This window comes from Streptomyces sp. NRRL B-24572, from assembly GCF_002156145.1.
GTDB classification, from domain to species: domain Bacteria; phylum Actinomycetota; class Actinomycetes; order Streptomycetales; family Streptomycetaceae; genus Streptomyces; species Streptomyces vietnamensis.
The window spans coordinates 1-12,471 of record NZ_MWIG01000278.1; the positions used below are offsets into that span (position 1 = coordinate 1).

Here is a 12,471-nt window from a genome sequence, read left to right on the forward strand (position 1 = left end):
TCGACCTCGACGTCCGCGCGGGCACCGTCACCGCCGTCCTCGGCCCCAACGGGGCCGGCAAGACCACCACCATCGAGACCTGCGAGGGCTACCGCAGGCCCGACGGCGGCACCGTCCGCGTCCTCGGCCTCGACCCGGTCGCCGACGCCGCCGCCCTGCGCCCCAGGATCGGCGTGATGCTCCAGTCCGGCGGCGTCTACTCCGGCGCCCGCGCCGACGAGATGCTCCGCCACATGGCGAAACTGCACGCCCACCCCCTGGACGTCGACGCCCTCGTCGAGCGGCTCGGCCTCGGCTCCTGCGGCCGCACCGCCTACCGGCGCCTCTCCGGCGGCCAGCAGCAGCGCCTCGCGCTCGCCATGGCCGTCGTCGGCCGCCCCGAGCTCGTCTTCCTCGACGAGCCCACGGCCGGCCTCGACCCGCAGGCCCGCCGCGCCACCTGGGACCTCGTCCGCGAGCTGCGCGCCGACGGCGTGACCGTGGTCCTCACCACCCACTTCATGCACGAGGCCGAGGAGCTCGCCGACGACGTCGCCATCGTCGACGCCGGCCGGGTCGCCGCCCAGGGCAGCCCCGACGAGCTGTGCCGCGGCGGCGCCGAGAACACCCTCCGCTTCACCGGCCGGCCAGGACTCGACCTGGGCTCCCTGATCAAGGCGCTGCCGGACGGCTCGGCCGCCGCGGAACCGCTCCCCGGCACGTACCGGATCACCGGCACCATCGACCCCCAGCTGCTCGCCACGGTCACCACCTGGTGCGCCCAGCACGGCGTCATGCCCGACGGCATCTCCGTCGAACGCCACACCCTCGAAGACGTTTTTCTGGAACTGACCGGCAAGGAGCTGAGGTCATGAAGTCGGACGCCACACTGCTCCGCCGGGGGTCCGGGGGTCGCCCCCCGGGCAGACACAGCCTCGAACTGACCGGTAAGGAGCTGCGCGGATGAGCGCCGGTACGTACGCGCCGAAGCCCGGTGCCGCCCCCGTCGGGCGGATGATCGCCGCGCAGACCGCCCTGGAGACCAGGATGCTGCTGCGCAACGGCGAGCAGCTGCTCCTGACGGTGATCATCCCCTCGCTGCTCCTCGTCCTGTTCTCCGAGGTCGACATCGTCGACACGGGCGCCGGCAAGGCCGTCGACTTCCTCGCCCCCGGCGTCCTCGCCCTCGCCGTGATGTCCACCGCCTTCACCGGCCAGGCCATCGCCACCGGTTTCGAGCGGCGGTACGGGGTGCTCAAGCGCCTCGGAGCCTCACCGCTCCCCCGCTGGGCGCTCATGACCGCCAAGACGCTCTCCGTCCTGGTCACCGAGGTCATCCAGGTCGCGCTCCTGACGGCGATCGCCCTGGCGCTCGGCTGGTCCCCGCAGGGCAACCCCCTGTCGGTCCTGCTGCTCCTGGTCCTCGGCACGGCCGCCTTCTCCGGGCTCGGCCTGCTGATGGCCGGCACCCTCAAGGCCGAGGCCACCCTCGCCGCCGCGAACCTGGTCTTCCTGCTGCTCCTGGTGGGCGGCGGGGTCATCGTCCCGCTGGAGAAGTTCGGCGCCGCGGGTGACGTGCTGGCACTGCTTCCGATCTCGGCCCTCTCGGACGGCCTGCGCGACGTCCTCGGGGACGGGGCCCCGATGCCGTGGGGCGACGCGGGGATCCTGGCCGTCTGGGCGGTCCTGGGGCTCGGGGCGGCGGCGAAGTTCTTCCGCTGGGAGTAACCGTAAGGTTCCGTTCCGCCATATACGCCCCCCTCGTGAAAGCGCGCACAAGCGCCGCCCTACGATAAGGCCCGTGCAGACCCCCCTCGCCTTCATCGCCCAGCGCTGGACCCCGTCCCCCCGGACGCTCCGGCGCGCCGCGCTCGCCGCCGTCGTGATGAGCGTGCTCATCATCGTCACCGGCGGCGCGGTCCGGCTGACCGGTTCCGGTCTCGGCTGCGACACCTGGCCGAAGTGCACGGACGACAGCCTCATCGTCACGCCCGAGCAGGGCTACCGGGGCGCGATCGAGTTCGGCAACCGGATGCTGACGTACGTCCTGTCGGCGGCGGTCGGCTGGGCGATCGTCGCCGCCCGTTCCACCAAGCCCTGGCGGCGCGGGCTCACCCGGCTCGCCTGGGCCCAGTTCTGGATCGTGATGAGCAACGCCGTCATCGGCGGCATCACGGTGTGGATGGGCCTCAACCCGTGGACGGTGGCCGGCCACTTCCTCGCCGCGAACTCCCTGCTCACGGTCGCCGTCATCACCTGGCACCGCACCGGCGAGGGCGACACCGCCCCCCGCCCGCGCGTACCGCGCCCGGTCCGCAAGCTGTCCTGGGCGATCACGCTCGTCTCCGCCCTGCTGATCGTGCTCGGCACGACGGTCACGGGCGCCGGCAAGCACGCCGGTGACAGCAGCGACGTCCCGCGCATGCCGTGGGACTGGACGAACGCCGCCCACGTCCACGCGATCGCCGCCTGGGTCGTCTGCGCCCTCGCGGTCGCCATGTGGCTGGTCCTGCGCGTGGTGGACGCCCCGGACGACACCCGCGCCCGGGCACGCGACCTGCTGATCGTGCTGCTCGCCCAGGGCGGCGTGGGCTACCTGCAGTACTTCACGGGCGTCCCCGAGCTCCTGGTCGCCGTCCACATGCTCGGCTCCTCGCTGATGTGGATCGCGGTCCTGCGGCTCGCCCTGAGCCTGCGCGAGCGCCCGCTCGCCGTGCCGGACATCCCGGCCCAGGCGGACCCGGAACTGGCGGCCACGGCCTGACGGCCTCTGGATCCAGAATTCTGGATCCACGATCCTGGATGCGGATTCTGGATCCAAGATCCCGGAGCCTGGATCCTGGATCCTGGATCCTGGATCCACGATCCCGGATGCGGATGCTGGATCCAAGATCCCGACGGGTCTATCGGCTCCCCGCGAGCCGGTAGACCCGTTTCGCGTTGTCCGCCGCGATCATCGTCGCCACCCGCTGCGCGTCCGTACGGGTCCAGGCGCCGTCCATGACCCACTCCCCGAGCACCCGGACGAGCGCCGAGCGGAACGCGCTCGCGGCGACCACGTGGAGCTCGGGCAGCCCCTGGGCGCCGCTGGAGAACAGCAGCTTGCCGAACGGCGCGCGCTCCAGGACCTCGGCGAGGACGGCCGCCGCGCGGGCCCCGGTGTGGGCGAGGACGGGGCCGAGGTCGGCGTACACGTGCGGGTGAAGTCCGGTCAGGTGGGCGGCCGCGCGGTGGTGCGGGTAGCGGTGCAGCAGCACCAGGTCGGTGCCGAGCCCCGCGGTGGCGGCGGCGAAGCCGTTCAGGGCGGTCGGATCCTCCGTGTGCAGCTGGAGGGGGCGTCCGGCGGTGACCGCGATCCAGAGCAGGTGGCGCAACAGGACGGGGTCGGTGAGCCGGCCACCGGCCGGGCGGGCGGCCAGCCAGCGCCCCGCGGCGCCGCGTACCTCTCCGGGACCGGGCGGTTCGGGCGCGCTCGCGGACGCGGAGGCCACGGAGGCGAAGGCCACGGCGCCGGCGGCGGCCCTGTGGACGGCCTCGGCGAGGTGGGCGAGGAAGGCCTCGACGGTGCCCGAGGTGTCGGCGACCTGTTCGGCGAGGTGTTCGAGGCGGACGATCTCGTGGGCCTCGGCGGCGCCCGCGGCTCCGAGCTCGGCGGGGGACGTGAGGTCGCCGGGGAGTCCGGTGTCGACCAGATAGGTGGAGATCCCGGAGGCCCGGAGCAGCCGGCGGCCGGCCTCGGCGGCGCCGAGTTCCCGGCGGCGGGCGAGGTAGCGGGCGGGCGGGCAGTGCGGTTCCAGACCGAGGAGCGGCGGGCACCAGCGGCGCACGGCGAAGCCGGTCTGGGTGTCGAAGAAGGTGGTACCAGGGGCGGGCAGCACGGCGGTCCCGCCCAGGTGGGCGCCGAGGCGGGCCTCGAAGGTGCCGAGGCCGAGCTCCGTTCGGAGCACCCCGTGGCAGTACTGGTCCACCAGGTCCGGCGTGTCGATCATCTCGGGGGGCTCCCTGTGTGGACGTGTCTCCACACGTCCTAACGGGTGAGCCCCGCGCGAGGTTGTTGCCTCAGCCGTTGTCGGCTGTCGTCAGCCGTTGGAGGGGCCGCCGATCTGGATGCCGGCCATCCGGGTCCACTCGTACGGGCCGGTGGAGACCTTGGCGGCGAACTCGCCGTCGAACTCCTCGTGGAGGGTCAGACCGGCCTTCTCGGCGGCCTGCTGCGCGACCGCGTACGTCTTCGCGACGAGGTCGCCCCAGCCGCCGTCCGTGCCGACCAGGACGATCCGGGTGCCCGCCTGGCCGATGTGCGCGAGGTGTCCCTCGGCGCCGCCGTGCGCCTTGGAGAAGGCCCGGATCTCCTTGGCGAGCCTGGCCGCCCTGCGCTCTTCCTGCTTCGTTTCTGCCATGACACGGATGCTACCGAGGGGTAGATCCAGTGGCGACGGCCGGGCCATGTGGGCTGTCCCACGTGACCCGGCCGTCGGCCGAACAAATTTTTCGGATGAGCGCGCTTTCAGATGAGCGCGCCCACGGCTGCTCTCAGCGCAGGAAGGGGTCCACCGCGACCGCCACGAAGAGCAGCGAGACGTAGGTGATGGACCAGTGGAAGAGGCGCATCTCCTTGAGCTTGGCGCCCGTCACCTCCGCCTTGGCGCGGTTGAGGAGCGCGTGCGCCTCCCAGAGCCACCAGCCGCCGGTCAGCAGCGCCACCGCGGTGTAGAACCAGCCGGTGTAGCCCAGCGGGGTGAGCAGCAGGGAGACGGCGACCATGACCCAGCTGTAGACCACGATCTGCTTGGCGACGACCTTGTTGGAGGCGAGCACCGGCAGCATGGGCACGCCCGCGCGTGCGTAGTCGTCCTTCACCTTCATCGACAGCGGCCAGTAGTGCGGCGGCGTCCAGAAGAAGATGACGAGGAAGAGGATGACCGCGGCCCACGACATCGAGTTCGTCACGGCCGACCAGCCGATGAGCACCGGCAGACAGCCGGCGATGCCGCCCCAGACGATGTTCTGGGCGGTGCGCCGCTTGAGGATCATCGTGTAGACCACGACGTAGAAGAGGAGCGCGCCGAGCGAGAGGGCGGCGGACAGCCAGTTGACCAGCAGGCCGAACCACAGCGTGGAGACCACGGCGAGGGTGAGCCCGAAGACCAGGCCCTCGCGCGGGGTGAGCACGCCCGTGACGAGCGGCCGCTGGGAGGTGCGGTCCATCAGGGCGTCGATGTCGCGGTCGATGTACATGTTCAGCGCGTTCGCGCCGCCCGCCGACAGATAGCCGCCGAAGCAGGTGGCGAGCACCAGCCACAGGTCCGGCACGCCCTGTTCGGCGAGGAACATCACCGGAACGGTCGTGATGAGCAGCAGTTCGATGATCCGCGGCTTGGTCAGCGCCACGAATGCCTTGACGCGGGCCCCGAACGGCCGATGGCCCCCCGGGCTGGGAGTCAAGACGACCCCTGCGGGTCGGGACTCGACGGCCGTCACGCACACCCCTGACAGAGAAATTCCCAGCAAGCTCCCCGAGTGAAGACGGGGTAAAGCTTGCGCGTACCACGCCACTGTAGACGTTGCCCAGACGCCGATCTTCGCGGGGGTGGGGTCGTGTTGGTGCGGTACGTCCCAAGGGGTGGACACCGTTCGGGGACGGCTCCGGGCGCGGCCCGGGAGGCGAACTCCCACGACCACCGGCAGTCTTGCTGTGTCCATCTATTTCTCCGCTCATATGAGGGGCATGGACACGGAAAGAGGGGCGTTCTGCGGGGGTAGGCTCGACAACGCCGGTACACCCTCAGTCACCGGCTCAAGACATGTGGAGAGGAGCCCTGACCCAGGGTGAGCACTAAGCCGACCACCACAGACCTCGAGTGGACCGAGTTGGACCAGCGGGCCGTCGACACCGCCCGCATCCTGGCCGCGGACGCCGTACAGAAGGTCGGCAACGGCCATCCCGGTACGGCGATGAGCCTGGCGCCCGCCGCGTACACCCTCTTCCAGAAGGTGATGCGGCACGACCCCTCCGACCCCGAGTGGGTCGGGCGCGACCGGTTCGTCCTCTCCGCCGGGCACTCGTCCCTGACCCTCTACACCCAGCTGTACCTGGGTGGCTTCGGTCTCGAACTGGACGACCTGAAGACCTTCCGCACCTGGGGCTCGAAGACCCCGGGTCACCCGGAGTACGGCCACACCGCCGGCGTCGAGACGACCACGGGCCCGCTGGGCCAGGGTGTCGCCAACGCCGTGGGCATGGCGATGGCCGCCCGCTTCGAGCGCGGTCTGTTCGACCCGGAGGCCGCCACCGGCGCCTCCCCGTTCGACCACCGGATCTACGTGATCGCCGGTGACGGCTGCCTGCAGGAGGGCATCTCCGCGGAGGCGTCCTCGCTCGCCGGCCACCAGAAGCTCGGCAACCTGATCCTGCTGTGGGACGACAACCACATCTCGATCGAGGGCGACACCGAGACGGCCGTGTCCGAGGACACGATGAAGCGGTACGAGGCGTACGGCTGGCACGTCCAGCGCGTCGAGCCGCAGGCCAACGGCGACCTGGACCCGGCCGCGCTGTACGCGGCGATCAAGGCCGCCGAGGCCGAGACCGAGCGTCCGTCGTTCATCGCGATGCGCTCGATCATCGCCTGGCCCGCGCCGAACGCGCAGAACACCGAGGCCGCGCACGGCTCGGCGCTCGGCGACGAGGAGATCGCGGCCACCAAGCGCGTCCTGGGCTTCGACCCGGAGCAGACCTTCGAGGTCTCCGACGAGGTCATCGCGCACACCCGCGCGCTCGGCGACCGCGGCCGCGAGGCCCGCGCCGCGTGGGAGAAGCAGCTCTCCGAGTGGCGTACGGCCAACCCGGAGCGCGCCGCCGAGTTCGACCGCATCCAGGCGAACGAGCTGCCGGCCGGCTGGGCCGAGAAGCTCCCGGTCTTCGAGGCCGGCAAGGGCGTCGCCACCCGTGCCGCGTCCGGCCAGGTCCTCCAGGCGCTCGGCGCGGTCATCCCGGAGCTGTGGGGCGGCTCGGCCGACCTCGCCGGCTCGAACAACACGACGATCGACAAGACCTCGTCGTTCCTGCCCGAGGGCAACCCGCTGCCGGAGGCCGACAAGTACGGCCGCACGATCCACTTCGGCATCCGCGAGCACTCCATGGCCGCGGAGATGAACGGCATCGCGCTGCACGGCAACACGCGCATCTACGGCGGCACCTTCCTGGTGTTCTCCGACTACATGCGCAACGCGGTGCGTCTGTCCGCGCTGATGCACCTGCCCGTGACGTACGTCTGGACCCACGACTCGATCGGTCTGGGCGAGGACGGCCCGACGCACCAGCCGGTGGAGCACCTCGCCTCGCTGCGTGCGATCCCGGGTCTGAACGTGGTCCGTCCGGCCGACGCCAACGAGACGGCCCTGGCCTGGCGCGAGATCATGCAGCGCCACACCAAGGTCTTCGGCAAGGGCGCCCCGCACGGTCTGGCGCTCACCCGCCAGGGCGTGCCGACGTACGCGCCGAACGAGGACACGGTCAAGGGCGGCTACGTGCTGTTCGAGGCCGAAGGGCCCTCCGGGCAGGACACAGACGCCCAGGTGGTCCTGATCGGTACCGGTTCCGAGGTGCACCTGGCCGTCGAGGCCCGTGAGCAGCTCCAGGCCGCCGGCGTCCCGACCCGTGTGGTCTCGATGCCGTCCGTGGAGTGGTTCGAGGAGCAGGACCAGGCGTACAAGGACTCGGTCCTGCCGCCGTCGGTCAAGGCCCGGGTCGCGGTCGAGGCCGGCATCGGTCTCACCTGGCACAAGTACGTCGGTGACGCCGGCCGGATCGTCTCGCTCGAGCACTTCGGTGCCTCGGCGGACGCGAAGGTCCTCTTCCGCGAGTTCGGTTTCACGCCGGAGGCGATCGTCGCCGCCGCGCGGGAATCCCTGGCCGCCGCCGCGCGCTGACGTCCATACGTACGACTTAATTGGAGATGCAATTCTCATGACAGACGCTCTCAAGCGCCTCTCCGACGAAGGCGTCGCGATCTGGCTGGACGACCTCTCGCGCCAGCGGATCACGTCCGGCAACCTGGCCGAGCTGATCGACCAGAGCCACGTGGTCGGTGTCACCACGAACCCGTCCATCTTCCAGAAGGCCATCTCGGAGGGGCACGGCTACGACCAGCAGCTCGCCGACCTCGCCGCCCGCAAGGTGACCGTCGACGAGGCCATCCGCATGATCACGACGGCGGACGTCCGTGACGCCGCCGACATCCTGCGCCCGGTCTTCGACGCGACCGACGGCCAGGACGGCCGGGTCTCCATCGAGGTCGACCCCCGTCTCGCCCACGAGACGGCCGCCACCATCGCCGAGGCCAAGCAGCTGGCCTGGCTGGTGGACCGCCCCAACACCCTGATCAAGATCCCGGCCACCAAGGCGGGTCTGCCGGCGATCACCGAGGTCATCGGCCTCGGCATCAGCGTCAACGTCACGTTGATCTTCTCCCTGGAGCGCTACCGCGCGGTCATGGACGCCTACCTGGCGGGTCTGGAGAAGGCCCGCGAGCGCGGCCTCGACCTGTCGAAGATCCACTCGGTGGCGTCCTTCTTCGTGTCCCGCGTGGACACGGAGATCGACAAGCGCCTGGACGGCATCGGCACCGACGAGGCCAAGGCGCTCAAGGGCAAGGCCGCCCTGGCCAACGCCCGTCTGGCCTACGAGGCGTACGAGGAGGTCTTCGGCGGCGAGCGCTGGGCCGCCCTCGACAAGGCGCAGGCCAACAAGCAGCGTCCGCTGTGGGCCTCGACCGGCGTCAAGGACCCGGCGTACAAGGACACGCTGTACGTCGTGGACCTGGTCGCGCCCGGCACGGTGAACACCATGCCGGAGGCCACCCTGGAGGCCACCGCCGACCACGGCGAGGTCACCGGTGACACCATCCGCGGCACGTACGAGCAGTCCCGCGCCGAGCTGGCGGCCGTCGAGAAGCTGGGCATCAGCTACGACGACGTCGTCCAGCTCCTGGAGGACGAGGGCGTCGACAAGTTCGAGGCGTCCTGGAACGACCTGCTCAAGTCCACCGAGGCGGAGCTTCAGCGCCTCGCACCTTCGGAGGCGTAAGCACTTTGAGCGCAGTCCACGGAGCCAACCCGCTCCGTGACGCCGCAGACCGACGGCTCCCGCGCATCGCGGGGCCGTCGGGTCTGGTGATCTTCGGCGTCACGGGCGATTTGTCCCGTAAGAAGCTGATGCCTGCCGTCTACGACCTGGCCAACCGCGGCCTGCTGCCGCCGGGCTTCTCGCTCATCGGCTTCGCCCGCCGCGAGTGGGCGGACGAGGACTTCGCGCAGGAGGTCTACGAAGCCGTCAAGCAGCACGCGCGCACCCCCTTCCGCGAGGAGGTGTGGCAGCAGCTGATCCAGGGCATGCGGTTCGTCCAGGGCGACTTCGACGACGACACGGCCTTCGAGCAGCTCAAGTCGACGATCGAGGAGCTCGACAAGGCGCAGGGAACGGGAGGCAACTTCGCCTTCTACCTGTCCGTGCCGCCGAAGTTCTTCGAGCTCGTCGTCCAGCAGCTCAAGAAGCACGGCCTGGCCGACCAGAAGGACGGTTCCTGGCGCCGCGCGGTCATCGAGAAGCCCTTCGGGCACGACCTGGCCTCCGCCAAGGAGCTCAACGAGGTCGTCCACGAGGTCTTCCCGCCCGAGGCGGTCTTCCGGATCGACCACTACCTCGGCAAGGAGACCGTCCAGAACATCCTGGCGCTCCGCTTCGCCAACACCCTCTTCGAGCCGATCTGGAACCGGTCGTACGTCGACCACGTGCAGATCACCATGGCCGAGGACATCGGCATCGGCGGTCGCGCCGGCTACTACGACGGCATCGGCGCCGCCCGTGACGTCATCCAGAACCACCTGCTCCAGCTGCTCGCGCTGACCGCGATGGAGGAGCCCGCCTCCTTCGACGCCGACGCGCTGGCCGCCGAGAAGACCAAGGTCCTCGGCGCGGTGAAGCTGCCCAAGGACCTGGGCAAGTCCACGGTCCGCGGCCAGTACGCGGCCGGATGGCAGGGCGGCGCGAAGGCCGTCGGCTACCTCCAGGAAGACGGCATCGACCCCCAGTCGAAGACCGACACCTACGCGGCCATCAAGCTGGAGATCGACAACCGCCGCTGGGCGGGCGTCCCGTTCTACCTGCGGACCGGCAAGCGCCTGGGCCGCCGCGTCACCGAGATCGCGGTCGTCTTCCAGCGCGCCCCGCACTCCCCCTTCGACCACACCGCGACCGAGGAGCTCGGCCGCAACGCCATCGTGATCCGGGTCCAGCCGGACGAGGGCGTGACGGTGCGGTTCGGCTCCAAGGTGCCCGGCACCCAGATGGAGATCCGGGACGTGTCCATGGACTTCGCGTACGGCGAGTCCTTCACGGAGTCCAGCCCCGAGGCGTACGAGCGGCTCATCCTCGACGTCCTGCTCGGCGACTCCAACCTCTTCCCGCGGGTCGAGGAGGTCGAGCTGTCCTGGAAGATCCTCGACCCGATCGAGCAGTTCTGGGACAAGCACGGCAAGCCCGCGCAGTACCCGTCGGGAACCTGGGGTCCGGTCGAGGCGGACGAGATGCTCGCACGAGACGGCAGGAGCTGGCGCCGGCCATGAAGACCGACCTGACGGACACCACGTCCTCCAAGATCAACAAGGCGCTGGTGCTCGGGCGGCGGGCGATCGGCACGCCGGCCGTCGGCATGGTGCTCACCCTCGTGATCGTCACCGACGAGGAGAACGCCTACGACGCGCTCAAGGCCGCCAACGAGGCCTCCCGCGAGCACCCCTCGCGGACCCTCGTCGTCATCAAGCGGGTCTCGCGCTCCCCGCGGGACCGCGCCAAGGCGCGGCTCGACGCCGAGGTCCGCCTCGGCGCCGACGCCAGCACCGGCGAGACGGTGGTGCTCCGGCTGTACGGCGAGGTCGTCGACCACGCCCAGTCGGTGGTGCTGCCGCTGCTCCTCCCGGACGCCCCCGTCGTCGTCTGGTGGCCGGTGAACGCGCCGTCCGACCCGGCGAACGACCCGCTGGGCGCGCTCGCCCAGCGCCGGGTGACCGACACGTACGCCGCCGAGCAGCCCATCCAGGAGCTGACCGCGCGCGCGGACGCGTACACCCCGGGCGACACGGACCTCTCGTGGACCCGGATCACCCCGTGGCGTTCGATGCTGGCCGCCGCGCTCGACCAGGTCGTGTGCGAGGTCACCTCCGCCGAGGTGGAGGGCGAGGAGTTCAACCCGAGCGTCGAGCTGCTCGCGATGTGGCTGGCCGACCGGCTGAAGGTGCCCGTGCGGCGCTCGAAGTCGGCGGGCCCCGGTCTCACCTCCGTACGGATGGAGACCAGCGCGGGACCGATCGTGCTCGACCGGCCGGACGGCTCGCTCGCGACGCTCTCCATAGAAGGCCAGCCGGACCGTGCCGTGGCGCTCAAGCGCCGTGACACGTCCGAGCTGATCGCGGAGGAGCTGCGCCGGCTCGACCCGGACGACACCTACGCGACGGCGCTCAGGTTCGGTCTGGAGCGGCTCGACGAGGAGGCGGCGGTCACCGCCCCCGAGACCGTCGTGGACACGGTCGTCGAGACGGTCGTGGAGACCGTTGCGGAGACGGCCCCGGAGCCTGCCGCGGAGCCGGCCCCGGCCGCCAAGCCCGCCGCGAAGAAGTCCCCGGCCAAGAAGGCGGCGGCCAAGTGAGCCCCCCTCAGCTGGTCGTCCACCGCGACAAGGAGCTGATGGCCGAGGCCGCCGCGGCCCGGCTGATCACCAAGATCGTGGACGCCCAGGCCGCCCGCGGCTCCGCCTCGGTCGTGCTGACCGGCGGCCGCAACGGCAACGGCCTGCTCGCGGCGCTCGGTTCGGCGCCCGCCCGGGACGCGATCGACTGGTCGCGGCTCGACCTGTGGTGGGGCGACGAGCGCTTCCTGCCCGAGGGCGCCCCCGAGCGGAACGTCACCCAGGCCCGTGCGGCGCTGCTCGACCGGGTGCCGCTCGACCCGGCGCGGGTGCACGCCATGCCGGCCTCGGACGGGCCGTACGGCGACGTCGACGCGGCGGCCGAGGCCTACGCGGCCGAGCTCGCGGCCGCCGCGGGTCCCGGCGACCACGGCGGGGTGCCGACCTTCGACGTGCTGATGCTGGGCGTCGGCCCGGACACCCACGTCGCCTCGCTCTTCCCGGAGTTGCCGGCGGTCCGTGAGACCGAGCGGACGGTGGTCGGGGTGCACGGCGCTCCGAAGCCGCCGCCGGTCCGCGTCTCGCTGACGCTCCCGGCGATCCGGGCGGCGAAGGAGGTCTGGCTGCTCGCGGCCGGCGAGGACAAGGCGAAGGCCGCGGCGATCGCGCTGTCGGGCGCGGGTGAGGTGCAGGCCCCGGCGGCCGGTGCCTACGGCCGCTCGCGCACGCTGTGGCTGCTCGACGCGGCGGCCGCGTCGGAGCTTCCGCGGAGCCTGTATCCGCCGGCTTCGGCCTGATTCACGGGGCA

11 protein-coding genes are annotated in these 12,471 nt (G+C 71.2%); 8 read left to right on the top strand and 3 right to left on the bottom strand.

The window, feature by feature from the left end; all coding sequences use genetic code 11:
* The 3 genes from CCN56_RS17255 to CCN56_RS17265 all read left to right on the top strand — a co-directional run.
* Window positions 1–854, top strand: an 854-nt coding sequence (locus CCN56_RS17255) for an ABC transporter ATP-binding protein (RefSeq protein WP_086827859.1), incomplete at its 5' end; no start/stop codon positions are given.
* A gap of 88 nt (window positions 855–942) precedes the next feature.
* A complete protein-coding gene (locus CCN56_RS17260; protein WP_086827861.1) occupies window positions 943–1,707 on the top strand; it encodes an ABC transporter permease in 765 nt (254 codons plus the stop codon).
* A 64-nt stretch (window positions 1,708–1,771) separates the two neighbouring features.
* Window positions 1,772–2,743 (top strand): heme A synthase, encoded by a 972-nt coding sequence (locus CCN56_RS17265; protein ID WP_041128644.1) that lies wholly within the window; start codon window positions 1,772–1,774, stop codon window positions 2,741–2,743.
* A 139-nt stretch (window positions 2,744–2,882) separates the two neighbouring features.
* Here the strand turns inward: CCN56_RS17265 and CCN56_RS17270 are convergent, their stop codons facing one another.
* From CCN56_RS17270 to CCN56_RS17280, 3 genes are all read right to left on the bottom strand, one after another.
* Window positions 2,883–3,968 carry an amidohydrolase gene (locus tag CCN56_RS17270; RefSeq protein ID WP_086827862.1) on the bottom strand — a complete coding sequence of 362 codons (1,086 nt, stop codon included), beginning with the start codon at window positions 3,966–3,968 and terminating at the stop codon, window positions 2,883–2,885.
* A gap of 90 nt (window positions 3,969–4,058) precedes the next feature.
* On the bottom strand, window positions 4,059–4,379 hold the full coding sequence (locus CCN56_RS17275) for a hypothetical protein (RefSeq protein WP_086827864.1): 321 nt from the start codon (window positions 4,377–4,379) through the stop codon (window positions 4,059–4,061).
* Between the two features lie 133 nt (window positions 4,380–4,512).
* Entirely contained in the window at window positions 4,513–5,460 is a 948-nt protein-coding gene (locus CCN56_RS17280) for a heme o synthase (protein WP_041128647.1), read from the bottom strand.
* Window positions 5,461–5,808: 348 nt separating this feature from the next.
* On the opposite strand from CCN56_RS17280, the gene tkt reads away from it, so the two are divergent.
* Genes tkt through pgl form a run of 5 tightly spaced genes read left to right on the top strand, consistent with a single transcriptional unit; the run spans window position 5,809 to window position 12,460 of the window.
* Entirely contained in the window at window positions 5,809–7,911 is a 2,103-nt protein-coding gene (tkt, locus tag CCN56_RS17285) for a transketolase (protein ID WP_086827866.1), read from the top strand.
* A gap of 37 nt (window positions 7,912–7,948) precedes the next feature.
* A complete protein-coding gene (gene tal, locus CCN56_RS17290; protein WP_086827868.1) occupies window positions 7,949–9,067 on the top strand; it encodes a transaldolase in 1,119 nt (372 codons plus the stop codon).
* Between the two features lie 5 nt (window positions 9,068–9,072).
* Entirely contained in the window at window positions 9,073–10,605 is a 1,533-nt protein-coding gene (gene zwf, locus CCN56_RS17295) for a glucose-6-phosphate dehydrogenase (RefSeq protein WP_086827871.1), read from the top strand.
* The gene (gene opcA / locus CCN56_RS17300) at window positions 10,602–11,684 is read left to right on the top strand and encodes a glucose-6-phosphate dehydrogenase assembly protein OpcA (RefSeq protein WP_086827873.1); all 1,083 of its coding nucleotides are present in this window, start codon (window positions 10,602–10,604) and stop codon (window positions 11,682–11,684) included. The genes zwf and opcA overlap by 4 nt, the downstream gene beginning before the upstream one ends.
* Window positions 11,681–12,460: a 6-phosphogluconolactonase gene (gene pgl, locus CCN56_RS17305; RefSeq protein WP_086827875.1), complete on the top strand. Its 780-nt coding sequence runs from the start codon at window positions 11,681–11,683 to the stop codon at window positions 12,458–12,460. Before opcA ends, pgl begins: the two co-directional genes overlap by 4 nt.
* Window positions 12,461–12,471 lie beyond the last annotated feature (11 nt).